The sequence below is a fragment of the Gilliamella sp. B3464 genome (assembly GCF_026536145.1).
Classification (GTDB): domain Bacteria; phylum Pseudomonadota; class Gammaproteobacteria; order Enterobacterales; family Orbaceae; genus Gilliamella.
In genome coordinates, this window is sequence record NZ_JAFNOQ010000002.1 from 326,738 (window position 1) to 350,465 (window position 23,728).

A 23,728-nucleotide genomic window follows, 5' to 3' on the forward strand; every position below is an offset into this window, starting at 1 on the left:
AAAATTTCATGTCTTTAGATAAACAACGTCAAACCTATCTACTTAGTTGGTTAAAACAGCACGCAAAACTACATAAAGCTGATTTGCGTGCTTCACTATTAACTGGCCTTTTACTCACTATTTTGATCATTGTTCAAGCAGCGCTATTGGCTATTATTTTGCAAAAATTAATTATTGAACAACGTAATTTAAATAAAGTACTGCCCTATTTTTTAGCGCTCGTCATTACCTTTCTAGCGCGTGCTGCATTGATTTATTTTCGTGAAAAAATCAACTTTTCATTGGCTACAAAAATTCGCAAAAACATTCGACACCAGCTTATCAATCAACTTGAATTACTAGGCCCGGCTTATTTAAATCAGAGCACTACAGGTGCTTGGAGCACTTTACTCATTGAACAAGTTGACAAGCTGCACGATTTTTTTGCTCGTTATCTGCCTCAAATGCGGCTAGCGAGTATGGTTCCTATATTAATTTTCTTTGCTATTTTACCGTTCAACTGGGCTGCGGCAGGTATATTACTATGTACAGCCCCACTTATTCCTATCTTCATGATTTTAGTTGGAATGGGGGCTGCCGATATTAATCGTCGCCATTTTAAAGCACTCGCTTACCTTAGTGGGCATTTTTTAGATCGCCTAAAAGGACTAGCAACCATTCGGTTATTCAATCAAGGTGTTAAACAAGCCAAACAAATAACCCAAGCATCTGAAGATTTTCGCATCAAAACCATGCAAGTATTAAAAGTAGCATTCTTATCCTCTGCGGTATTAGAATTTTTCACTTCAATATCAATTGCAATTGTTGCAGTCTATTTTGGTTTTTCTTATCTAGGTGAATTTAATTTTGGTTCATACAATAGCACAGTGACGTTATTTGCAGGCTTTTTTGCGCTTATCTTAGCGCCTGAATATTTTCAACCACTACGCGATCTTGGCACATATTATCACGCCAAAGCAGAAGCGATTGCAGCAGCCGATAATATCGAAACATTTTTAAGCCAACAGCAACCAAAACAAGCAAGTCATAACTTACAAACCAATATTGAATTTAAGCAAACATTACAGACGATTAAAGCAACTAATTTAATCGTCATGTCTAGCGAAGGCTTGCCTATTGTAGGGCCTTTAACTTTCACGCTAAAGGCACCGTTCAATCTAGCTTTGATAGGCACCAGTGGTGAAGGCAAAACGTCATTAATGAATGTATTATTGGGCTTTTTACCCTACCAAGGATCGCTAACCATTAATGATATTGAATTTAGCCAAATAGAGATCAAAACATGGCAACAACAAATTAGTTGGATTGGTCAAAATCCTTACTTAATTAATGGCACTGTGCGCGAAAACATTTTACTGGGTAAACAAAATGCATCAGACCAAGAACTCGAAACCGTCATAAAAAAAGCGCAATTACTAGATGTTATAGCCAAATTGCCCTCTGGTATAGATACACAAGTGGGAGAAGATGCAGTGAGACTATCAGTTGGACAAGCCCAACGTATAGCGTTAGCTAGAGCAATGTTAAAACCGTGTCAATTATTGATTCTTGACGAACCCACAGCCAGCTTAGATAAGCAAACGGTACAGCAAATTGATCAACAACATATTGCGACCAACACGATTACCATTACTCACCAAAATGAAGATATGCAACAGTATGATCAAATATGGCAATTGTCACAGGGAAAACTACAGAGTATTAACGGCAAGGAGCATGCATGTTAGCCATTTTACGCCCCTATATTGCACTGTATAAACACTATTTTTGGCAAATTATTTTGGGATTATCACTGTCTATACTGACGTTATTTGCCAGTGTTTTTTTATTATCTTTATCCGGTTGGTTTTTAGCCTCAACAGCGGTAGTTGGTGTTGCAGGTTTGTATACGTTTAATTATATGTTACCGGCGGCAGGTGTACGTGCGGCAGCAATTACACGAACAGCTTCACGCTATATGCAACGCTTAGTGGATCATAACACGACCTTTAAAATTTTAGCGTATTTAAGAACGTTGGCCTTTAAAAAAATATTGCCGCTAAGTACTAATCAATTAGCGCATTATCAAAAAGCTGACTTACTTAATCGTTTTATTGTTGATATTGATGCACTAGATCATCTTTATTTAAAATTATTTTCACCAATTGTAACGGCATTAGTCATGATTGTGCTGCTATTTATTGGATTAAGTACCATTAATCTACCCATTGCATTAATCATTTGTATTATACTTACGGTAACCCTACTTGCTGTGCCCATTATTTTTTATTATGCTGGTAAGCAATTGGGTGAACAGCTAGCTCAGCAACAAAGTGAGTATCGATCGCTGTTAATCAATTATTTACAAGGGCAAGCTGAGCTCACTTTATTTAACGCACAATGCCGTTACCGAATTAAACTTGATGAACTTGAATCAAACTGGCTTTACAACCAACAACGCCAATCAACCTTAGTGGCATTATCAACCGCACTGGTTATACTAATTGCAGGCTTTTTAACATTACTGGTGCTTTGGCTCATAACCCAATATACCTTATCACCGCTCGTTGCATTATTTGTATTTGTTTGCCTTGCCAGTAACGAAATTTTAATGCCAATTCCTGCGGCATTTATCTTTTTAGGTCAAGTCATTGCCTCGGCAAAACGTACAACGAATATTTTCAACCAAACACCCGATATACAGTTTGTTGAACATGGCAAAACAATTGATTTAAATTCAGCGAAATTACAATTTGATCACATAAATTTTAGTTATCCAAATCAACCTTTTGCGATATTAACCCATTTTTCATTAACGGTTGAAGCTGGAGCACATATAGCATTAGTGGGTAAAACCGGTTGCGGCAAATCAACATTACTAAGTTTAGTCACGCGTAGCTGGCAACCCAATTCTGGTACTATTCTTATCAATAACACGCCTATCGAACAACTCGATGAGCCAACTTTGCGCAAAGTCATTGCCGTTGTACCCCAAGTTATCACTATTTTTAGTGATAGCCTTCGTCAAAATCTACTTATTGGTAATGACCAAGCATCAGATAAGCAATTAAAAGAGGTATTACATCAAGTCGAACTGGACAAACTACTTGCAACCGAACAAGGATTAGATTTACCCCTTGGACAAGGTGGACGAACATTATCGGGAGGCGAAATTCGACGAATAGGTATCGCAAGAGCTTTACTCCACAACTCGCCTTTGATCTTGATGGATGAACCAACTGAAAGTCTCGATCAACAAACCGAACAGCAGATAATTCAATTAATTAAACAGACATGTGCTGGAAAAACGTTACTTATGGTTACTCATCGTTTAACCAATAATCCATTATTTGATCGGGTTATTACACTTTAAGTTATAGTTACATTTCCCTACTGCCCAATGATCACAACGTTTATTGGGGATAGCTAGTGATTGTTAAGTGAGTAAACGGCTAAATTAATTTTGCTACCAAAAGTTCGGCGTATTATCACCACCATTCTATTTAAAAAATATGCTATAATGACGCTTTATATTTAACAGTAGAGAGATTATTTTGCAACAATCGTTACAAGATTTTATTATTGATAAAATTGATGATCTAAAAGGCAAAGACATTGTTACCCTAGATGTGCGAGGCAAATCAAGTATTACAGATTATATGATTATCTGTACTGGTACGTCTAATCGTCACGTTGCCTCAATAGCTGGACATTTACTCGATGAAGCAAAAAAACAAGGATATTTGGTCTTAGGTAGTGAAGGTCAAAATGATGCAGATTGGGTAGTAGTTGATATGGATTCAGTTATCGTACATATTATGCAGGAACAAAGCCGACAACTATACGAACTGGAAAAACTGTGGAGTTAATCTAGTGAAGATTCAACTTATTGCTGTTGGCAACAAAATGCCTCATTGGGTTACAACAGCTTTTGATGATTATTGTTCCCGCTTTCCTAAAGATATGCCTTTAGAACTAATTGAAATTCCTGCCGGTAAGCGCACCAAAAATGCGGATATTGTCCGCATTTTAGATAAAGAGGGTGAAATGATGTTAAATGCTTGCGGTAAAGGTAATCGCATTGTCACACTCGATATTCCTGGTAAAGCATATACAACACACAATTTAGCTCAACAATTAGAGCGCTGGAAAACCGATGGTCGCGATGTGAGCTTACTGATTGGTGGTCCTGAAGGTCTTTCTCCTGCATGTAAAATTGCAGCTGAACAGAGTTGGTCACTTTCTCCACTTACTTTGCCCCATCCACTGGTACGGGTAATTGTTGCCGAAAGTTTATATCGCGCTTGGAGCTTGACCACCAATCACCCTTATCATCGTGAATAATCGTCATTAGGAAAATAAAATGAGCGAAATTATTTTAGATTTGCAAATCGCAAGTGAAGAAACTGACAACCTACCAAGCGAAACACAAATAATGCAGTGGTTAGATGTGATTTTACCACAATTTATGGATCAAGCAGAAATTACCATCCGCATTGTTGACCAAGCTGAAAGCCAACAGCTAAACAATACTTATCGCCATAAAGATAAACCGACTAATGTATTATCTTTTCCATTTGAATCACCGATTGAAATTGATGTGCCACTATTAGGCGATTTAATCATATGTAAACAAGTGGTAGAAGCTGAAGCGCAAGAGCAACATAAATCACTAACTTCACATTGGGCGCATATGATTGTTCATGGTTGCTTACACCTATTAGGTTATGATCATATCCTTGACGAAGAAGCCGAAGAAATGGAAAATATTGAGATAGACATTATGCGGCAATTAGGCTTTGATAATCCTTATCAAGCAATTGACTAATGTAAGCATTTAGTTAATATAACTATCTACCACAACTAATTAAACAATAAATCGAAACAAAGGAAGAGAGCAAATGAGTGATGATAATCACCGGAGAACCAAAAAAGGGTTTACACTATGGTTAAGTCAGTTATTTAATTCAGAACCAAAAGATAAAGAAGAACTGATCGAAGTTATCCGCGAAGCAGAAGAAAACGAACTCATAGATCCTGATACGCTTGATATGATTGAAGGTGTGATGGATATTGCAGAACAACGCGTTCGTGACATTATGATTCCCCGCTCTCAAATAATCACAATCAAAGACAATTACACGCTTGATCAATGTTTAGATATCATTTCTGAACATGGGCATTCCCGTTATCCAGTGATCAGTGAAGATAGAGATCACATCGAAGGTGTGCTACTTGCCAAAGATTTACTGATTTTTATTCGCCAAGGTGTTGCTGATTTTGATTTAAAAAAAATCCTACGACCAACGGTCATTGTGCCCGAAAGTAAACGTGTTGACCATATGTTGAAAGAGTTTCGTATGCAGCGTTACCATATGGCAATGGCCATTGATGAATTTGGTGGTATATCAGGACTGGTTACTATCGAAGATATTCTAGAGCTGATTGTTGGTGATATCGAAGATGAATACGATGAAGTCGAAGATCGTAATATTCGTCGTTTATCTCAATCCGTTTATACCGTCCGAGCGCTTACACCTGTTGAGGACTTCAATGAAATTTTTGCAACTTCATTTAGTGATGATGAAATGGATACCATTGGTGGACTGGTTATGCAACACTTCGGTCGTTTACCGTTACGCGGCGAAAGTATCTTGATTGATGGCTATCAATTTAAAGTGACGATAGTCGATCGCCGGCGTATCATTCAATTACATGTAACAATTCCTGAAGGTGCAACTATACCTAATTTAGAGCTACCAGAAAATGCTTAAACACCTTTTCCTAAGTTTAATTTTGGGGGGCATAGCTGTTTTTAGTTATGCGCCTTTTCATATTTGGCCTTTAGCTTTTATCTCATTTATTGGTCTATTATGGTTAATTGCTGACAAATCCAAAAAACAGGCCTTATTGATAGGGTTAACTTGGGGAATAGGTTATTTTGTTGGTGGCGTGCATTGGATTTATATCAGTATCAAACAATATGGTGAATTACCCACCGCAATGGCTATTGTCATATTGGGACTATTAATTGCCTATTTATCGCTTTATCCAATGCTCTTTGCACTGTTATTAAGAACGCTGGATCGCTATGCTCCTGCCTTTTCTTTTAAACAACTTGTTATTACTGCACCTGTAATTTGGCAATTTAGCGAATTTCTACGTGGCTATATTTTAACAGGATTTGCTTGGCTAGAGCTTGGATATAGCCAACTAGATAGCCCTTTGCGTGCATATTTTCCTATTATTGGTATAGAAGGGGTTAACTTAATTACTAGTATTATCTGTGGATTAATACTTTATATTTTACACCAATTGCGCTCCAAGGTTCATAAAAAGCACGTGCTTGGTGCGATAATTGCACTAATAGCGATCTTTATTGCACCAATTTCACTCAAAGATATTAATTGGACAACTGTAGATCAGAATCGTATAGCCAACTTTTCGTTAATCCAAGGCAATATTCCACAATCATTACGTTGGAATAGTGAACAATTGGAAAGCACGTTAAAAACTTATTATCAACTCACACAACAATCTTTAGGCAAAGATAAAATCATCATCTGGTCAGAAGCGAGCATTACTGACTTCGAAATAAATCAACAACCGTTTTTATATTATTTAGATAACCAAGCGAGGGCTAAAGGTTCCGAAATAGCGGTGGGTATTATTGATTACCGTTTAAAAAACGCTGAAGACCAAGCTAACGGTGATATTTACAATACGCTCTTAGTGTTAGGAGGTAAAGAAGCTTATCAGTATCCAACAACCAATCGTTATCAAAAACATCATTTAGTCCCTTTTGGTGAATTTATTCCGTTAGAATCTGTACTTGAACCGATTGCCGCATTGCTAGACATTCCTATGTCATCAATGAAACAAGGCGATAAAAAGCAACCCCAATTAACAATGCAAGGATTTAAATTTACAACGGCAATCTGCTACGAAGTGATTTTATCTAATTACATATGGCATAACTTTCAACAGGATACTGATTTTTTACTGACTGTATCAAATGATGCTTGGTTTGGTGATAGTATTGGGCCAAAACAACATCTACAAATGGCACAAGCAAGAGCATTAGAGTTTGGCAGACCCTTAATCCGTAGTACCAATAATGGCATAACTGCAATTATTGATAAAAAAGGCTATATTATTCAGCAAATACCTGCATTTACTGAAGGTGTGTTAAATGCAACATTATCCCCAACCACTGGTTTAACCCCTTATGCAAGATGGGGAAATCTACCTTATTATGTTCTTATCCTATTCATGTGTATTATCACTTTTATAAAAAAACGTTCATAATTTAAGATACTGGCATAATTATTGCTTAAATTAAATTGAGTTCCAACTAAAACCTGAGGCTTCATTAATTGCTAAAAATGCAAAATATCAATTAATGTATCTAGCTCCAATAATCTATAAATAAACAGTAAAAAGTACTTTTATGCTAAAAAATAAGTTATAATATACGCCCTTTGTAAAAATATTAAATAAATTTAATATGATACAAAATAAACAGTAGGAGATGACTATGAACAAAAAAACAAAATTAACCAAATTAGTTTTATCATTTGCAATGTTAGGTCTAATGGCTGGAACTGCAGTTGCAGAAGAACTCAGTGGTACATTAGCTAAAATCAAAGAAAGTGGTGTGATTGTTGTTGGTCATCGCGAATCGTCAATTCCGTTTTCCTACTACGGTGATAATCAAGAAGTTATTGGTTATTCGCAAGATTATTCTAATTTAATTGTCGATGCAGTTAAAAAAGAACTTAATTTACCAAATCTTAAAGTAAAATATTTACCAGTTACGTCTAAAACACGTATTCAACTACTAAATAACTACACTTATGATTTTGAATGCGGTTCGACAACGAATAATCTTGAACGTCAAAAAACTGTCGATTTTTCAGATAGTATTTTTATTGTTGGTACGCGCTTTTTAGTAAAAGCGGACAGTAATATTAAAAGTATTGAAGATCTTAAAGGCAAAAATGTGGTTACCACTGCCGGCACTACGTCTGAAATTCGTTTAAATCAAATCAATGCTAAAGAAAACCTAGGTATTCGTATTATTACCCCTAAAGATCATGGTGATGCATTTAATGCGCTTGAAACAGGACGTGCTGAAGCATTTTTAATGGATGATGCGTTACTTGCTGGGGAACGTTCGCGTGCAATAAAACCAAATGATTGGAAAATTGTTGGCGAACCATTATCTTATGAATCTTATGGCTGTATGTTAAGAAAAGGTGATGTTCAATTTAAACAATTAATGGACAAAACTATTTCTGACGCACAAAAATCAGGAAAAGCACTTGAATCTTACAACAAATGGTTCACTCAACCTGTTCCACCAAAAGGCGCCAACATGGCACTTGAAATTTCACCAAAAATGGTTGAGCTGTTTGCAAATCCTAATGATAAAGCATTAGATTAATACTATTCTTATCTTTCTAATCCATGTACTAAATGTATTAACATTTAGTACATAACCTAAATTAGTGAATTAAATATATTATGAGTTTTAATTGGACACTATTTTTTGAACCCACCCCTTATGGTGATGGGATTTACTTAAACTGGCTATTAGATGGCATCTTTGTAACAGTGTCGTTAGCTGTGACCGCTTGGATCATTGCCTTTGTGTTAGGATCTTTGGTCGGGATATGCCGAACACTTGACAATAAGTTTCTTAATAACTTTGCGGCAAGTTATATTCAGCTGTTTCGTAATATTCCATTACTTGTACAAATGTTTTTATGGTATATGTTATTTCCAGAAATTTTAACAGGTAGCTTAAAAACATGGTTTATATCTGGCTTATCGCCAAATGTCAGCTCTTTTATCACAGCAGCAATTGCTTTAGGATTATTTACTTCAGCACGTATCGCAGAACAAGTAAGAACAGGTATTCAGACTTTACCTAAAGGTCAACGTTATGCGGCTATCGCACTTGGATTAACGAATCGTCAAGCATACATATACATTCTATTACCTAATGCTTATAGACGTATAATTCCACCATTAACCTCAGAAATGACGAATATCATTAAAAATTCATCTGTGGCGTCAACTATTGGGCTAATCGATCTCATTGGTCAAATTGATCGCATTAATGAATCGACTAATAGTATTGTGGAGATACTTTGTGGCGTCACTATTGCATTTATGTTAATCAATTATGCAGTACTGACTATTATGCGAATTGTTGAAAAACATACGCGCTTACCTAACATGAATCATGGAGGATAAAATGCAGTTATTCGATTGGATTGCTAATATACCTTCATTAGTATCAGACAACTATCATCTTTTATTAAGTGGTTTATGGTTGACCACAAGAATTACACTCAATGCGGTCGTTTTTGGCATTGTTTGGGGAACAGTGCTTGCATTAATGCGTTTATCAAATAACAAAATACTTAACATATTTGCTAAATGCTATGTGAATTTATTTCGTTCCATCCCACTACTTTTAGTACTGTTATGGTTCTATTTAGCGCTTCCGCAAGTTATTAAATATGTATTTAACTTACCACCTTATGCCGATGTTCGCGTTGTATCAGCAATGATTGCCTTTGCTTTATTTGAAGCAGCTTACTATTCTGAAATTATTCGCGCAGGTATTAACGCTGTCGCTAAAGGCCAATATCACGCTGCTTACGCACTCGGTATGACCAAAGCGCAAGCGATGCGATTAATCATTTTACCGCAAGCATTTAGATCAATGGTACCGCTATTACTCACTCAAGGTATTATCTTATTCCAAGATACATCTTTAGTTTACGTCATGAGCTTGATTGATTTATTTGGCGCAAGTGTGACACAAATCGGCAACGTGCAAGGTGGCACGGTAAAATATTCTATGATTATTTTTGCAGCAGCAAGTTATTTTATAATTTGTTTTACTGCTTCACGTTTAGTTAATTATTTCAAAAAAGGGATAAATCGATGATCTCCTTAGAAAATGTATCAAAATGGTATGGACAATTTCAAGTATTAAAGAACTGCTCAACAAAAGTGGGAAAAGGCGAAGTAGTCGTTGTTTGTGGCCCATCTGGCTCAGGAAAATCAACACTAATTAAAACTGTAAATGGTTTAGAACCTGTACAAAAGGGTAAAATTATTATAGATGGCACAGAAATCACGGATAAATCGACCAACCTAGCTAAACTTCGATCTAAAGTAGGCATGGTGTTTCAGCATTTTGAATTATTTCCCCATTTAACAATATTAAAAAACTTAACCCTTGCTCAAATCAAAGTATTGGGAAGAGCAGATGAAGAGGCGCGTGAAAAAGCTTTAAATCTATTAGAACGTGTAGGTTTACTGGCGCATGCAGATAAATACCCTGCTCAGCTTTCTGGTGGACAACAGCAACGAGTAGCAATTGCCCGTGCACTTTGTATGGATCCTATTGTTATGTTATTTGATGAACCAACATCTGCACTCGATCCTGAAATGGTTAATGAAGTGTTGGACGTTATGGTAGAGTTAGCTTATGAAGGTATGACTATGATGGTAGTGACGCATGAAATGGGCTTTGCTCGTAAAGTTGCACATCGTGTTATCTTTATGGATGCAGGTGAGATCATCGAAGACACCTCAAAAGAACAATTCTTTACTAATCCACAATCAGATCGTGCTAAAGACTTTTTAGCGAAGATTATTCATTAATTATCATCATAAAAATAAACAGCACTTGGTTAATATAGCAAGTGCTGTTTACCTAGATTACTGCTTATCATCTACATAAAAAAATTATGTAGATAAATCATTCTTCATGATGTATTAACAACGTTTATTTTTATCTAGTTAGTTTGACAAAAAACCTTCACTAAAATTGATGAGTTATCTTTGCAAGTCAAATATTGCCAGTAATGAGGTATATCTAAATAGCTTAACAATAAATAAGGATTGATTTAAGAAAATAATAAACTATGCACCATCAATTTGGTATTTTAAAAACGCATAACAAATTATTCCAGAAGCTATGTCTAGGCTACCTAAATTATCCTACCCGCTAATTATATTTACGAACTTAAACAGCTTAACACTATTATTGACTAAAACAATTAGCAAACTTTTTAGACTAAAAACGTTACCATCACTATGTTATGGGCAAGTATTTTCTATTTGTTGAGCTAACCCGCTTTCACGATGTATTTGACTTTTAACGGAAAGTGCTAAAATTTGAGTATCGGCATAAATCGATACAGTTTTTTTAGCTCGCGTAATTGCAGTATAAAGTAAAGAGCGATTGAGTAATGGTGAATAATCAGTTGGCAATATAATATTTACATCATCAAATTCTGAACCCTGTGATTTATGAATAGTCATTGCATAAGCCGTTTCATGCTCAGGTAACCTGAAGGGTGAAAACCCTTTGATTGAACCATCAGCAAAAGGGAAATACACACGTAATTTACTACTATCATGCTCAGCAGGTAGGGCTATGCCAATATCACCATTATATAACCCTAATGCGGCACTATTACGTAAAATCATAATAGGTCGGCCGATATACCATGCTTCTTTATTTTTTATGTGAATTAACTTATGGTTAGCTAATAGAGATTCAATTTGTGAGTTTAAGCCGCTAACACCGAACATTCCTGATCGCAAAGCACAAAGCAGGCGATAGTTGGCAAACTTAGCTAAAATGGACATAATATCATTATCACCACTAGACTTTATTGCCTTTAAATAATCTGAATAATGTTTAACACTTTCATTTAAAATAGACTGATAGGTCTGTTTTGATGCTAAATTATAGAAATGAATGTCATTAAATTCAGCATTCATGAGCAGTGCTTTTACCTTGCTAACACTGCCCTCTTTTACCGCATTAGCCAATACACCAATACCTGAGGTTTGATCAAATCGGTAACTTTTTTGTAATAAGCATATACTATCGGTAATTGTTGCAACTTTCTGCTCACTCGGCACAACATAACCGGTTAATTGCGTTAACTCCTTGGCGCGTGAAGGGCTATAGCCTTTACCAATAAAAGCGCAAAGATCACCAAATACCGCGCCAGCCTCAACCGATGAAAGTTGGTCTTTGTCTCCTAATAGAATTAAACGTGCCGCAACGGGTAATGCATCAATCACTCGCGACATCATATTAAGATCAACCATTGATGCTTCATCAATCACCAATACATCAACGTGAAGAGGATTTTGTTTATTATAATGAAAAGAACGATTATCTGCTTTAGCGCCCAATAAACGATGTAAAGTAATGGCTTCAGCCTTAATATTAATTTTTTGATTAACAGGCAATTGTGCTATGGCTTGGCTAAGTGATTGTGTTAACCTTGATGCAGCTTTCCCCGTTGGAGCAGTTGCAACAATGCGAGAATTAGGATTGGTTAACAAAATGCCAGCTAATATTTTAGCCACTGTTGTGGTTTTACCGGTACCAGGTCCACCCGAAATAATAGCCACTTTACGCGTTAACGCCACTGCTACAGCGATTTTTTGCCAATCAATGGACGCCGATCGTTGAGTAAATAATTGATCTAAAATCGTAATTAAATCAGCCTGTGATGCTAATTGTTGTTCAGATGAGGGTTGATTAAAATAAGATGCAACTTGCTTTTCATCTAGGTACATACGTTGAAAATAGAGTCTATTATCAATAAATACAAGCGGTGAAAGCAACGTGCCGTCGCTGATTATCTGATTATTTTGTGCTTGCAAAATAGTGGTTAACCAATCTTGCAAAGTGGGGGAAGCTAAATCACGCCAAAGCTGCGGATCATAGTTTTGCTCGTTTATTTGGGAAATATCCAAACAAACATGCCCCGCTCTTACCTCAAAACTGAGCAATAAAACCAAAAAAGCCAAACGTTTAACGACAATATCATCAGCTAGTTGAGCTTTTTTTGTTAAAAACTGGGCTAAATGAATATCGAGTAAATTAATTTGACTATTTTGTTTAAACTGATTTAACCACTGTGTTAGCATACGTTATTCGTTTTATCTGATCGTGTTTATAACCCTGAAATTTCACTCACTTTATCCTTTGGATAAGTTAGCTTAAAGCTCAAATTAAGATTTTTAGTTTCTTTAGGGTTTAATTTTAATTGCCAAGACAATAAACCACTTTCTTTATCATAAATTGCGTCGTCATATTTTGCATCTTCAAGCTTGACTATTTTATTTAAAATTACAGGCAATTGATCGTAAATAACAATATCTATTGGTAACGATTTATTATTTTTAACATCAATGGTGTAAGCATATTTTTGCGATATATCATCACCAAAGAAGGAAGGCTTTGATGTTTCATTTAAATTTCGATCGCGTGAAATAAAAATATTTTTATCATGTCCAAGGGACAGATCCAGTGTATCTTTCACGCCTTTGGTTGTAATAAAACTTTCACCTAGATAATCGCCATTAAAAAATACTGTCGATTTTCCAGGTAAAAGATTCAATTTATCCCAATCAGAAATTTGCGCTTCTAAATATACATTGCTACTTAATTTTGGCGAAGCAATATAATGATATTGAGCCAGAACTTCTTTATTTTGTAAAGTAAGTATATTACCGTAACTGTTAGATTTTATCGTATAAGGTAATTTTACATTAAAATGAGTATTAATACCCAAATTGTCAATCAACACATTATCTGAAGCGCTTTCAAAAGCCAGACGATCTAAGGATTTTACAGCAGTGGTACTAATATCATTATATCTTTTTTCACTGCTAGCTAAAAAAGGGCCATTTTTTTCAGAAAATACATCAATTTGCCAAGGCATTAACTTAGGTGCAGTTATGCCTTCTTTAGGGTTTGATGTAGATAAACTAAAATCGACATTTTGCCAATCTAAACCACTATTTTGATAAATATCCGCTTTATAAGTTAATTGCAAGTTAGAATTAATATCGGCAACACGAATATCATATACAGGAGACCAACCAGCATCATTAATGACATAAGATAATGTCACTGGTAAAGTGATTGCTTTATCTGAGTAGACTTTTACATTAATGACATTTGTTAAACCATTGGTTGACTCATTTTTAAGGTTATCGATTTTTTCTTGAATATCGGCGATTTGTGTATCTGTCTGAGCAAGTTCTTTTTGTAATTTATTTTGTTCATTGAGAAAGGTTACCAAATTGGTTTTAACAAAATCTAACACATTTTTCATGTTGTTAAGATCATCATGATCACTTTTAACTAATTGATCAAGTCGATTATTTTTTAGTAGTGCAATTTGCTGGTCAACTGCACTTAATTCAATTGCTGTTCTATCATGGGTATTTTGTAATTGTTGTAATTTGTCTAATAAAGATTTCATTTCTGCACTATCTTCATTATTATCGGGATCTTGATTATTAACGCCGATTGACAATATATTAATATTTGCATCATTACTAAACCCAACATTAATGGAATGAGGATTAACACTATTAGCAATGTTGGTTAGTAAAATCTCATTTTCACCTTTTATTAAAGTTACATTTGACTGACCTTGTAATTCAGCACCTTGTAAAAAAACTGTCACTTTATTCAACGAAACATTATTGGCAAAAACATTGCTTGAAGCTAACGCAATAAAAAAAGTAAGCTTGTATATGTTCATTTTTTCTCCTTTTATTCAATATTTTTATCTTCTAAACAAGAGAATAAAGCCGGTTAACCATACCAACAAAATTGTCTAATGAATCAATTTGACTAACTAGTATTTACTATTTTTGATTGAATTTCTATCAAATTAAAATCAATTCATTAAATCAAGAAAAATTTTTGTTTAATATATTGAACATTTAATTATAATATTGTAAATTTTGTTTCAGATAAAAAACAAAAGATAAGGGGGCGATATGAATGGTTTTAGTTATTTAAAAACAGCCATAAAACGCAAAAATTTATCATTACAAACAGTTGCTGATGCCTGCCAAATGACCAAAGGTTATTTGAGCCAACTAATTAATGATAAAATCAAAAATCCTAGTGCTCAAAAGTTACAATCACTCCATCACTATTTGCAAATTGATCCCAATTGTAAACATAAAAAAGTAGGCGTTATTTTTGGCAAGTTTTATCCACTACATACTGGCCATATTTATCTTATTCAACGAGCTATTAGCCAAGTTGACGAACTTTATGTGATTCTTTGTTCCGATACGATGCGAGATATGGCGCTATTTAAACAAAGTGCAATGTCACGCCAACCAACAATTAACGATCGGATTCGTTGGTTATTACAAACGTTTAAATATCAAAAAAATATCCATATTGAGCTTTTAGAAGAAGATGGTATTCCTTCATATCCAAATGGTTGGAATGAGTGGAGTGATCGCGTTAAAAAGTTATTTAAGGAAAAAGGCATTAATCCTAGTTGTGTCTATTCCAGTGAACCACAAGATGTAGCGATGTATAAAGATTTATTCGATTTAGATACCGTACTTATTGATCCTACACGCCGATTTATGCAAGTAAGTGGCACTCAAATTCGTCAAGCGCCTTTAAAAAATTGGCAATATATTCCAACTGAAGTTAGACCGTTTTTTGTACGAACTGTCGCTATTCTTGGTGGTGAATCAAGCGGTAAATCGACATTAGTCAATAAGTTAGCCAATATGTTTAATACCACTAGTGCTTGGGAATATGGTCGTGATTATGTATTTTCTCAACTTGGTGGTGATGAACGAGCATTACAATATGCTGATTACGATAAAATTGCTTTAGGACATGCACAATATATCGATTTTGCAATCAAACATGCCAATAAAGTGTCGTTCATTGATACTGATTTTATTACCACACAAGCATTTTGCAAAAAATATGAAGGTAAAGAGCATCCATTTTTACAAGCCATGATCAACAACTATCGATTTGATCTGGTTATTTTATTGGGTAATAACACTCCTTGGGTTGCTGATGGATTACGTAGTTTAGGTAGCCCAAAACAGCGAAAGGACTTTCAGCAGCTACTTATCTCATTATTAGAAAAAAACCATATTAGCTATGTTCAAATCGATTCACCTGACTATGATGAACGATATTTACGCTGTATTGAACTAGTCAATCAACTTATCAACGATGAAGAGTCTTAATCATGAATAAATTAGCCAATTTTATTATCACTATAGGACGTAATCGATTTTATCCTTACTTCTGTGTACTTTGTGTCACCTTAGCTTTTTTATATACAGATCCATTTAATAATTTCAATTTACGTTATGCCGTGTCGTATGCTGGTGCATTTTGTGGATTGTTATGTGTAATCTTATTAGCTAAACGCAAAAACTTAGGGAATGTGCTAGGAATGCTAGCTGTAGTCGCTGAGTGTTGCGCTAACTTTCTTGGTGGCAATATTGGTGCAGGCTTGCCTACTTTTTACTATTTTGGCTCACATGTTTATGGATTAATCACTTGGCAAAAAAACCTGGATAGTCATCAACATGTCAAAGTTCGATCACTTAGTGAGCAAGCTTTTTTATATACCCTTATTTTTCTGATTATAGCTGTCTTTTTTAATGTCTATTTAACTAATGCTATTGGCGTAGATAATACAATATATCAACTGATTACAAACTGTTTTATTTTTGGATTAGGTGTGGTTGCTCAACTTTTACTGATGATGAGATATTCATTCAATTGGTATTTGTGGGTGATTTTGAATGTCTTGGTTATTGGTTTAAATATTTATACCAATAATATTATCATTGCAACTCAATACCTGATTTATTTGTTCAATGCTATTTATGGAATTTGTGAATGGAAACATTCTGAACAAAAACAGTAAATTGTTACGCTTGAGTCAGGTATAGAAGTTCAATTTCACGTTTTAGAATAAAAGGATACTAAAGGAAAGTAAAACGCCCAAATAAGAATCTATAAAATATAGATTATATAGTTAGTATAAAACGTAATACGTAACAATTACCAAACTCACTTGAGATCGCCACAAATAAGAAAGGCCTAGAATACAATCCAAATGTATTAAATAAAAGCCATCAATCAATTTGATGGCTTTGGTTATTCAATATCACCTTTTACTAACGGAACAAACTTAACATCACCAACATTATTGACAATAAAATTATCACCGTTTCGTTCAATAACCTGCAAAATTTGTTTATGTTCATTACCTACCGGTATAACCAATCGACCTTTATCGGCTAATTGTTCGAGTAATTTACTAGGCACTTCAGATGCAGCAGCCGTAACAATAATACCATCAAAAGGACCTCGTTCAGGCCAACCTAACCAGCCATTTCCATGACGCGTTGAAATATTGTGAAGATCTAACTGTTTTAAACGCCGTTTAGTATTCCATTGCAAACTTTTAATCCTTTCTACAGAACAAACATGATCGACTAACTTAGCTAATATCGCCGTTTGATAACCCGAGCCAGTTCCAATTTCAAGTACTTTTGAATGGGGTTCTAGTTTCAATAATTCTGTCATTTTGGCGACAATGTAAGGTTGTGAAATAGTTTGCCCACTACCAATAGGTAAAGACCGATTATCATAAGCCTGATGAGAAAGTGCCTCATCAACAAAATGCTCCCTAGGAATAGCAGCAAACGCTGTTAAGACACGCTCATCTTTGATTCCTTGCTGACGCAACAATTTAATTAAAGATTGCATTTTTAAACTTTGCATGTATTTACTCACTTCCTATTATCAATTCACGTATCACGCTTGTTGCATAACAACCTGATGGTAAATAGAATTTCAAATTAACATTATTATCATCTAACCATTGCCAACTCAATTGTGATGGATAAACGACTATCGAACGTCTTGCTGTTTCAACGCGCTCTTTGGCAAATAATGAGTTAAAATTAGACCAACTTTGTAGACAAGATTGCTCAAATTCAAAAGCGACAGATGTTGTCCCTAATGGCGAATCACCAACCATAGGTGCTGTTATATTGATTTCACCTTGATGTACACGTTGTTGTAAAGAGGGTAACTCTTCAGCTTGGGCAACAAACCAACTGCCACGACCAGCAAGCTGTAATATATCACCATCAAGCACTGTTTGATGCAAATTCTGTGCAATTCGTTGGCTGACAATATTATTAAAAATTGCACTTCGAGCAGCGGAAAGATAAAAGCTACGCTTTTTACGATCAGTAACAGATATTTCACCATTGGCCCATTTTATTGCTTGAACAACATTATTTTGCTCACGACCAAAACGTTGTTCACCAAAATAATTTGGTACACCAAATTGTATAATCAAAGCTAATTTTGATTCAATTTCGGATTTATTGCTTAATGATGTTAGGTTGATATTAAAATAGTTGCCTTTTAATGCACCTATTTTTAATTTCTTATTATGGCGAGTTACTTTTAGTATTTTACATCCATCTAAATTAAAATTCGAAAAATCAGGCGTAGCTTGACCTGGCATATGTAAACTAAACCACTGTTGAGTGACAGCTTGACGATCTTTTAACCCTGCATAACTCACAAATTTAGCCGAAATACCGACATATTTTGCCAACTGCTCGGCAACAAAAATGGTATTACAATCACGTTTTTGTAAAAAAACAAAAACATGTTCACCATCGTTGGTCAACTCAAAACCAAGATCTTCTGTAACAACAAAATCTTCAAATTTTTGTTTATACTGGCCAATTGTGGTGGGTTTTCCATAAAAATAATTTAGTTCAGCTAACACAGATACTACCTATTTTTTTCAATTTAATTGTCTTTAACTATTTTAGTTAATAACACTACTGCTTCACAAGCAATGCCTTCTTTACGCCCAGTAAAGCCTAATTGTTCAGTAGTTGTTGCTTTAACACTAATTTGATCAAAATGAACATTCAGATCTTCGGCAAGATTAATCCGCATTTGATCAATATGGGGGCGCATTTTTGGTTCCTGTGCAATTATTGTGGTATCTAAATTAACCAGTTGATACCCTTTAGCTTGTATTGTGCTATAAACTTTTTTTAATAATATGCGGCTGTCTATACCTAAGTATTGCGGATCGTTATCAGGAAAAAACTTTCCAATATCACCTAACGCTAATGCACCGATTAAAGCATCGGTAATAGCATGTAATACTACATCGCCATCGGAATGCGCTATCAGACCATATTGATAAGGAATTTTCACGCCGGCGAGAGTAATTGGTCCATCACCACCAAATTTATGAACATCAAATCCATGCCCTATTCTCATACTGGTACCTACTTTAAAGTTGAATGAGTTAAATAAAAAGTAGCTAATGCTAAATCCTCAGGTTGAGTAATTTTTATATTGTCTCGGCGACATTCAACTAATATAGGATGCCCTCCACAATACTCAATAGCAGAAGCTTCATCGGTGATAGTTATATGATTATTCAACGCATTAAGTAAACATGATTTGAGTACTTTAGCTGTAAATAATTGAGGGGTTGCAGCTGCCCATAAATGCGTTCTATCTTCTGAACGTTCAATTATTTTATCATTGTCTTGATAGGCACGCTTTATCGTATCACTGACGCGAGTGGCTAAAATGCCGCCTTGCTGTGAATTTAACACAATATCAATTAAACGCGTAATATCGTCATTATGAACACAAGGCCTAGCTGCATCGTGCACTAAAGCCCAATCATCATCTTGCAACAAATGTAAACCTGCTAATACAGATTCAGCACGAGTTTTACCGCCTATCGTAACGTTTATTTTATCATGCGCAGCAATAGCTAGTGTGTTAAACATCACATCTTCAGGGCTAATAACAACGATAATTTGTGCTATTTTAGGATGTGATAATAACTTATTTAAGGTATGCTCGATAACCGTCATTGAGCCAATTTTTAAATATTGTTTTGGTAATTGGCTACGCATTCGACAACCTATTCCTGCCGCCGGAACAATGGCCGTAATATTACAATTCCTATTCACTGCATTATGCCTTAACGATGTTGTGTTTTTGAATCAACAATAATTCGATAAAAATACTCATTGGGCTTGACCATACCTAAATGACTACGCGCTCGCTCTTCTATCGCTTCCGAACCACGCTGCAAATCATTAATTTCAGCAAACATCTGTTCATTACGGTCTTTCAATTGCGCATTTTGTTCATGAAGATCTGCTAATATTTGAACATTATCTTGATAATCATAAACATTATTTTTGCCATACCACAGTGAGTATTGCAAATAGCTAAGTACAGCTAATAAAATTAATGGGACTTTCCATCTAATCATGAGTTTTATCTATTCACTAAATTTAGATACATTTAACTGGTTTCGGTAAACCTGCAAGTTTAGTTGCCTGTTTTGCCGGGCCATCAGGAAATAACTTATACAAATAGCGACTATTACCTTTTTCTGTGCCAAATTTTTTTTCCATAGCTTTAACTAATGCTCGAATAGCTGGTGAAGTTTTATATTCTAAATAAAAATCACGAACAAATAATATCACTTCCCAATGCGCATCGGTTAATTCTATCGACTCTTTAGCGGCCAACAGTGGGACTAAATCAACACTCCAATCCTGCCAATTTTTTAGGTAACCTTTCTCATCGGTTGGTATTTGACTTAACATTTTTATAAACACGCTGTTTTATTTAAATCATATTATACTCATTTAAAGAAATGATGGCACTATTTTGATGGTAAAAGCATCATGACACGAATATTCACCTCAAATTTGATGAAATTTAAAGCAAACGATGAAAAAATTGAAAATAGCTATTTACAAATTCATAAGTCTCCTTTAATATTCACAGCCATTGCGGAAGTGTGGCTGAGCGGTTGAAAGCACCGGTCTTGAAAACCGGCGAGGGGCGACCCTCCCAGAGTTCGAATCTCTGCGCTTCCGCCATCTTTCCTAAAGGTTGATCAATTAGTCGCAATTCAGATTTTGAAAAACAACTTTCCTTCAAAAATATCCCTTAGAATATATTGTAACCCTTAAATTTATTACTCCGTCAAAATATTAGATTATTATAAATAAAAACGAATATAAATCATAATCCAGCTAAATAGAAATTAACCACATTCCATTCTTTTTTGAGCATAAACCAAAAAACTATAGACGATAAAGACAAAATTTATTCAGTTTTACATCTGTCTTTGGATAACTAGTAAATAAAGTAACAGTAAAGATTTTGTTTTATCAAGCAACAACTATACAATCTATTTTTTAAATAAAGTGATCATCTAGAGTTCCGATAAGCAATGATCACTTAAACCAAAAATGAATGCTTACTTTTACGCAATACCGATTATTTAATTTATTAATAGGAGACGAAGCTTGAAAATATACACTGCACCTGGATCACGATCTTTAACTGTTATCTGGGCTTTGGAAGAAATAGACCTTCCTTATGAAGCAATCCGGGTTGAAATACACACAGATGATGCGGCCGTCAAATCACCTCATCCTTTTGGTAAAGTACCATTTTTAATGGAAGGGAGTTTTTCATTAAGTGAAACGTTGGCCATATGCCTTTATATTTGTGAAAAAAAACAAAATACGTTATACCCTGCGAATTTACAAGAAAAGGCTATTATCAATTCTTTAATCAGTTTTTCGATTACTGACTTAGAAACGCCACTTTCTTGCCTTGCTAAACAGATACTGTTTACTCCTGAAGATCAGCAATCGCCAGAATTTATCAATTACTTTAAAAAACAAACCATTGATGTTTTGTCTAGGATAGAACTAAAAGAAACAAATGCATGGCTCATTGGTGATACCTTTACGTTAGCAGATATCTTTTTATCTCATCGATTAATGTTTGCAAAAGCATTTGGCATTACGTTGGACAAAAAACTTGAAAACTATCTTCAAAAAGCGACGAGTAGACCGGCATTTTTGAAAGCTCATAAAATAAATGATAATTAATTCTCATTTATTTTACGTTTTTGATTAACCGCTCCATGGCGGTTTTTTTGATTGAACCCTCTTTACTGAATTGGATTTGTTAAGCGTGAGCAAGTGAGTGCTGAGCTAAAATTCTTAATGTTTTAGCTCAACAAATGAATTATGTTGTTCCTTGATTTTTGTAACTGAAAAGCTTCAGTCAGTAATGTTATAAATACCATCAGCTATATTCTATATTTATAGTAAAAGGAGATTGGCGTCTCCAAAAGCGAAAAAATTTTAGCTGCTGTAACTGGCATTCACTGTTTGCGAATGTCTCTTCTCTTATGGCGTGCTATGTACGGGGCATATTCGGATGCGCCGATTTGTTCGCTTTTCGGTGCGCTAACCGGTGCATAGTTCCGCCTCCATTTAAACTAACATTTTCATAAAAAGTGAGGCACTTATGTTTGGAGTACCTCTTGAGAAGTAACAACTGAACACCACAGCAAATTCTTTTTGCTCTGCACCAAAAAGGAATGAATCTCAATCAGATTATTGAAGAAAATAAGATTAATATCCTAAATTTTAATGAATTTGAATGCTGTATCGCAAATGCCTTAGACATTCCCTTGCAAACCCTCTGGCCATCTCGTTATTTTTATAATCACGATAATTAGTTTAAATGAGTTGCATTTGTGTGTTACTTCTATTTTTTTACCACGATAATAACAAGAAAAGTGGTGATTTTCTTTAAATCAGTTTGTTAGGAAACTTTTTCTTGCACGAATCTCGTTGTATTGTGCTTGGTCTTGTTGACATTTCAGCCATTAATCATTTGCCATTGGTCGATACGCCCGTTATAGCGGGTTATCCTTCGCCTTCTGATGATTATTTAGAGGCTAAACTGGATTTAACTGAGCATTTAGTCAAACACCCTAGTGCCAGCTATTATATTAAAGTGAGGGGTGATTCAATGGTGGATTATGGTATTTTTAGTGGTGATTGCTGCCATTGATAGTGAATTAACCTGTAAGTGTTTGGGATTAATCAATGAACAGTATCATTTATTGTCTGGTACTGCGCTTTACCCGCCCATTGCACTAGCAGGTAAAGAGTTACATGTTTGGAGGATTCATACTATCCACTCATTGAGAGGCCCTGAACATTCATGATTGGGTTAGTGGATTGTAATAATTTTTATGCTTCTTGTGAGCGAGTATTCACCCAAAGCTTGAGGGACAACCGATTGGTATACTTTCTAACAACGATGGTTGTGTGATAGCACGCTCAAATGAGTTAAAACCATCCGTCCCAATGAGAATGCCTGTCTTTAAGATTCTACCCGCTATTCATAAGCAAGTGACGTTGTTAAGCTCTAATTATCAATTGTATAGTGATATGTGTAAGCGTGTCTTTGATACGGTGCGAGCACATACTTCAGATGTTAAGCCTTATTCTATTGATAAAGCATTTATTGCGTTAGACGTTTTTTCGGATGTAACGACGCATTGTCAACACATCATGGCGGTGGTGAAGCGTAATACAGAGATACCAGTCAGTATTGGTACTACTTCAACCCGAACTTTAGCTAAAGTCGCTAACAATATTGCTAAAAAGTAAACGGCTTACTGCGATGCCCGTTATTTAGCAAATGACAGTGGTTTGTTGAATGAAGCCTTAAAGAAGTTTCCAGTGAGTGAAGTATGGGGAATTGGAAATCGTATTGCGGAAAAACTACACGCGCTGGGTATTCATACTGCATGGGATTTACGCCAAGCCAACACAAAACAAATTAGGCAGCAGTTTTCACAGTACTGGAGCTACAAGGAACTTCTTGTATCGAGTTAGATGATATGCCCACGCCAAAACAAAATATGATAATTTCACGTAGCTTTGGTCAGTCGCTTTAATTATTATTGTATATATATTTTTTCTAGATTTCGTAGAA

General features: G+C 35.1%; 27 protein-coding genes and 1 tRNA gene. 20 read left to right on the forward strand and 8 right to left on the reverse strand.

Annotation, left to right across the window (positions count from 1 at the left end):
- Positions 1-8: 8 nt before the first annotated feature.
- The 11 genes from cydD (at position 9) to J3U57_RS03890 (ending at position 10,665) form a co-directional block, all read left to right on the forward strand.
- Positions 9-1,727, forward strand: coding sequence for a heme ABC transporter permease/ATP-binding protein CydD (gene cydD / locus J3U57_RS03840; protein WP_267343744.1), 1,719 nt, complete (start codon positions 9-11; stop codon positions 1,725-1,727).
- A complete protein-coding gene (gene cydC, locus J3U57_RS03845) occupies positions 1,721-3,352 on the forward strand; it encodes a heme ABC transporter ATP-binding protein/permease CydC (RefSeq protein ID WP_267343743.1) in 1,632 nt (543 codons plus the stop codon). The genes cydD and cydC overlap by 7 nt, the downstream gene beginning before the upstream one ends.
- Positions 3,353-3,530: 178 nt before the next feature.
- Positions 3,531-3,848 carry a ribosome silencing factor gene (rsfS, locus tag J3U57_RS03850; RefSeq protein WP_065634195.1) on the forward strand — a complete coding sequence of 106 codons (318 nt, stop codon included), beginning with the start codon at positions 3,531-3,533 and terminating at the stop codon, positions 3,846-3,848.
- Between the two features lie 4 nt (positions 3,849-3,852).
- Complete coding sequence (gene rlmH / locus J3U57_RS03855) at positions 3,853-4,323, forward strand: 23S rRNA (pseudouridine(1915)-N(3))-methyltransferase RlmH (protein ID WP_267333218.1); 471 nt, start codon at positions 3,853-3,855, stop codon at positions 4,321-4,323.
- A 19-nt stretch (positions 4,324-4,342) separates the two neighbouring features.
- The gene (gene ybeY, locus J3U57_RS03860; RefSeq protein ID WP_267333219.1) at positions 4,343-4,807 is read left to right on the forward strand and encodes an rRNA maturation RNase YbeY; all 465 of its coding nucleotides are present in this window, start codon (positions 4,343-4,345) and stop codon (positions 4,805-4,807) included.
- A 73-nt stretch (positions 4,808-4,880) separates the two neighbouring features.
- Positions 4,881-5,753: a CNNM family magnesium/cobalt transport protein CorC gene (gene corC / locus J3U57_RS03865; protein ID WP_267333220.1), complete on the forward strand. Its 873-nt coding sequence runs from the start codon at positions 4,881-4,883 to the stop codon at positions 5,751-5,753.
- Complete coding sequence (gene lnt, locus J3U57_RS03870; protein WP_267343742.1) at positions 5,746-7,287, forward strand: apolipoprotein N-acyltransferase; 1,542 nt, start codon at positions 5,746-5,748, stop codon at positions 7,285-7,287. Before corC ends, lnt begins: the two co-directional genes overlap by 8 nt.
- Before the next feature lie 229 nt (positions 7,288-7,516).
- Positions 7,517-8,425 (forward strand): glutamate/aspartate ABC transporter substrate-binding protein, encoded by a 909-nt coding sequence (locus tag J3U57_RS03875; RefSeq protein WP_267333222.1) that lies wholly within the window; start codon positions 7,517-7,519, stop codon positions 8,423-8,425.
- Positions 8,426-8,505: 80 nt separating this feature from the next.
- Positions 8,506-9,240 (forward strand): amino acid ABC transporter permease, encoded by a 735-nt coding sequence (locus tag J3U57_RS03880; RefSeq protein ID WP_065799040.1) that lies wholly within the window; start codon positions 8,506-8,508, stop codon positions 9,238-9,240.
- A 1-nt stretch (position 9,241) separates the two neighbouring features.
- Positions 9,242-9,943: an ABC transporter permease subunit gene (locus J3U57_RS03885; protein WP_065634202.1), complete on the forward strand. Its 702-nt coding sequence runs from the start codon at positions 9,242-9,244 to the stop codon at positions 9,941-9,943.
- The gene (locus J3U57_RS03890; protein WP_065634203.1) at positions 9,940-10,665 is read left to right on the forward strand and encodes an amino acid ABC transporter ATP-binding protein; all 726 of its coding nucleotides are present in this window, start codon (positions 9,940-9,942) and stop codon (positions 10,663-10,665) included. The genes J3U57_RS03885 and J3U57_RS03890 overlap by 4 nt, the downstream gene beginning before the upstream one ends.
- Positions 10,666-11,103: 438 nt before the next feature.
- On the opposite strand, the gene recD is transcribed toward J3U57_RS03890, so the two are convergent.
- On the reverse strand, positions 11,104-12,960 hold the full coding sequence (gene recD / locus J3U57_RS03895; protein ID WP_267343741.1) for an exodeoxyribonuclease V subunit alpha: 1,857 nt from the start codon (positions 12,958-12,960) through the stop codon (positions 11,104-11,106).
- 26 nt (positions 12,961-12,986) lie between these two features.
- Entirely contained in the window at positions 12,987-14,588 is a 1,602-nt protein-coding gene (locus tag J3U57_RS03900) for a mucoidy inhibitor MuiA family protein (protein WP_267343740.1), read from the reverse strand.
- Between the two features lie 241 nt (positions 14,589-14,829).
- Between J3U57_RS03900 and nadR the strand changes: the two genes are divergently transcribed.
- A complete protein-coding gene (nadR, locus tag J3U57_RS03905; RefSeq protein ID WP_065633000.1) occupies positions 14,830-16,065 on the forward strand; it encodes a multifunctional transcriptional regulator/nicotinamide-nucleotide adenylyltransferase/ribosylnicotinamide kinase NadR in 1,236 nt (411 codons plus the stop codon).
- Positions 16,066-16,067: 2 nt separating this feature from the next.
- On the forward strand, positions 16,068-16,757 hold the full coding sequence (gene pnuC / locus J3U57_RS03910; protein WP_267333226.1) for a nicotinamide riboside transporter PnuC: 690 nt from the start codon (positions 16,068-16,070) through the stop codon (positions 16,755-16,757).
- A 233-nt stretch (positions 16,758-16,990) separates the two neighbouring features.
- On the opposite strand, the gene J3U57_RS03915 is transcribed toward pnuC, so the two are convergent.
- From J3U57_RS03915 to J3U57_RS03940, 6 genes are read right to left on the reverse strand one after another with little or no spacing between them, the layout of a single operon-like run.
- The gene (locus J3U57_RS03915; RefSeq protein ID WP_267333227.1) at positions 16,991-17,620 is read right to left on the reverse strand and encodes a protein-L-isoaspartate(D-aspartate) O-methyltransferase; all 630 of its coding nucleotides are present in this window, start codon (positions 17,618-17,620) and stop codon (positions 16,991-16,993) included.
- Between the two features lie 4 nt (positions 17,621-17,624).
- Positions 17,625-18,647, reverse strand: a complete 1,023-nt coding sequence (gene truD, locus J3U57_RS03920) for a tRNA pseudouridine(13) synthase TruD (RefSeq protein WP_267343739.1) — start codon at positions 18,645-18,647, stop codon at positions 17,625-17,627.
- A 23-nt stretch (positions 18,648-18,670) separates the two neighbouring features.
- Positions 18,671-19,156 carry a 2-C-methyl-D-erythritol 2,4-cyclodiphosphate synthase gene (gene ispF, locus J3U57_RS03925; RefSeq protein WP_267343738.1) on the reverse strand — a complete coding sequence of 162 codons (486 nt, stop codon included), beginning with the start codon at positions 19,154-19,156 and terminating at the stop codon, positions 18,671-18,673.
- Positions 19,157-19,164: 8 nt separating this feature from the next.
- Positions 19,165-19,866 (reverse strand): 2-C-methyl-D-erythritol 4-phosphate cytidylyltransferase, encoded by a 702-nt coding sequence (gene ispD / locus J3U57_RS03930; protein ID WP_267333230.1) that lies wholly within the window; start codon positions 19,864-19,866, stop codon positions 19,165-19,167.
- An 11-nt stretch (positions 19,867-19,877) separates the two neighbouring features.
- The gene (gene ftsB / locus J3U57_RS03935) at positions 19,878-20,174 is read right to left on the reverse strand and encodes a cell division protein FtsB (protein WP_065632994.1); all 297 of its coding nucleotides are present in this window, start codon (positions 20,172-20,174) and stop codon (positions 19,878-19,880) included.
- 22 nt (positions 20,175-20,196) lie between these two features.
- Positions 20,197-20,514, reverse strand: coding sequence for a TusE/DsrC/DsvC family sulfur relay protein (locus tag J3U57_RS03940; protein WP_267343737.1), 318 nt, complete (start codon positions 20,512-20,514; stop codon positions 20,197-20,199).
- Positions 20,515-20,705: 191 nt separating this feature from the next.
- Here J3U57_RS03940 and J3U57_RS03945 point away from each other — a divergent pair.
- The 7 genes from J3U57_RS03945 (at position 20,706) to J3U57_RS12770 (ending at position 23,628) form a co-directional block, all read left to right on the forward strand.
- Positions 20,706-20,793, forward strand: a tRNA-Ser gene (locus tag J3U57_RS03945).
- A gap of 432 nt (positions 20,794-21,225) precedes the next feature.
- Positions 21,226-21,819: a glutathione S-transferase family protein gene (locus J3U57_RS03950; protein WP_267343736.1), complete on the forward strand. Its 594-nt coding sequence runs from the start codon at positions 21,226-21,228 to the stop codon at positions 21,817-21,819.
- A gap of 470 nt (positions 21,820-22,289) precedes the next feature.
- Complete coding sequence (locus J3U57_RS12765; protein ID WP_416379649.1) at positions 22,290-22,457, forward strand: helix-turn-helix domain-containing protein; 168 nt, start codon at positions 22,290-22,292, stop codon at positions 22,455-22,457.
- Positions 22,458-22,558: 101 nt separating this feature from the next.
- The gene (locus tag J3U57_RS03955; RefSeq protein WP_267343735.1) at positions 22,559-22,795 is read left to right on the forward strand and encodes a S24 family peptidase; all 237 of its coding nucleotides are present in this window, start codon (positions 22,559-22,561) and stop codon (positions 22,793-22,795) included.
- Entirely contained in the window at positions 22,764-22,952 is a 189-nt protein-coding gene (locus J3U57_RS03960; protein ID WP_267343734.1) for a hypothetical protein, read from the forward strand. Before J3U57_RS03955 ends, J3U57_RS03960 begins: the two co-directional genes overlap by 32 nt.
- Positions 22,953-22,998: 46 nt before the next feature.
- Entirely contained in the window at positions 22,999-23,400 is a 402-nt protein-coding gene (locus J3U57_RS03965) for a hypothetical protein (protein WP_267343902.1), read from the forward strand.
- A 45-nt stretch (positions 23,401-23,445) separates the two neighbouring features.
- A complete protein-coding gene (locus J3U57_RS12770) occupies positions 23,446-23,628 on the forward strand; it encodes a hypothetical protein (protein ID WP_416379650.1) in 183 nt (60 codons plus the stop codon).
- The last annotated feature ends 100 nt before the right edge of the window (positions 23,629-23,728 follow it).

What these genes read in the sequence shown, in the direction of transcription:
- cydD (WP_267343744.1), top strand. Translation starts at nt 9, where the DNA reads ATGTCTTTAGATAAACAACGTCAAACCTATCTACTTAGTTGGTTAAAA.
- cydC (WP_267343743.1), top strand. Translation starts at nt 1,721, where the DNA reads ATGTTAGCCATTTTACGCCCCTATATTGCACTGTATAAACACTATTTT.
- ybeY (WP_267333219.1), top strand. Translation starts at nt 4,343, where the DNA reads ATGAGCGAAATTATTTTAGATTTGCAAATCGCAAGTGAAGAAACTGAC.
- corC (WP_267333220.1), top strand. Translation starts at nt 4,881, where the DNA reads ATGAGTGATGATAATCACCGGAGAACCAAAAAAGGGTTTACACTATGG.
- lnt (WP_267343742.1), top strand. Translation starts at nt 5,746, where the DNA reads ATGCTTAAACACCTTTTCCTAAGTTTAATTTTGGGGGGCATAGCTGTT.
- J3U57_RS03875 (WP_267333222.1), top strand. Translation starts at nt 7,517, where the DNA reads ATGAACAAAAAAACAAAATTAACCAAATTAGTTTTATCATTTGCAATG.
- J3U57_RS03880 (WP_065799040.1), top strand. Translation starts at nt 8,506, where the DNA reads ATGAGTTTTAATTGGACACTATTTTTTGAACCCACCCCTTATGGTGAT.
- J3U57_RS03885 (WP_065634202.1), top strand. Translation starts at nt 9,242, where the DNA reads ATGCAGTTATTCGATTGGATTGCTAATATACCTTCATTAGTATCAGAC.
- J3U57_RS03890 (WP_065634203.1), top strand. Translation starts at nt 9,940, where the DNA reads ATGATCTCCTTAGAAAATGTATCAAAATGGTATGGACAATTTCAAGTA.
- recD (WP_267343741.1), bottom strand. Translation starts at nt 12,960, where the DNA reads ATGCTAACACAGTGGTTAAATCAGTTTAAACAAAATAGTCAAATTAAT.
- J3U57_RS03900 (WP_267343740.1), bottom strand. Translation starts at nt 14,588, where the DNA reads ATGAACATATACAAGCTTACTTTTTTTATTGCGTTAGCTTCAAGCAAT.
- nadR (WP_065633000.1), top strand. Translation starts at nt 14,830, where the DNA reads ATGAATGGTTTTAGTTATTTAAAAACAGCCATAAAACGCAAAAATTTA.
- pnuC (WP_267333226.1), top strand. Translation starts at nt 16,068, where the DNA reads ATGAATAAATTAGCCAATTTTATTATCACTATAGGACGTAATCGATTT.
- J3U57_RS03915 (WP_267333227.1), bottom strand. Translation starts at nt 17,620, where the DNA reads ATGCAAAGTTTAAAAATGCAATCTTTAATTAAATTGTTGCGTCAGCAA.
- ispF (WP_267343738.1), bottom strand. Translation starts at nt 19,156, where the DNA reads ATGAGAATAGGGCATGGATTTGATGTTCATAAATTTGGTGGTGATGGA.
- ftsB (WP_065632994.1), bottom strand. Translation starts at nt 20,174, where the DNA reads ATGATTAGATGGAAAGTCCCATTAATTTTATTAGCTGTACTTAGCTAT.
- J3U57_RS03940 (WP_267343737.1), bottom strand. Translation starts at nt 20,514, where the DNA reads ATGTTAAGTCAAATACCAACCGATGAGAAAGGTTACCTAAAAAATTGG.
- J3U57_RS03960 (WP_267343734.1), top strand. Translation starts at nt 22,764, where the DNA reads ATGGTATTTTTAGTGGTGATTGCTGCCATTGATAGTGAATTAACCTGT.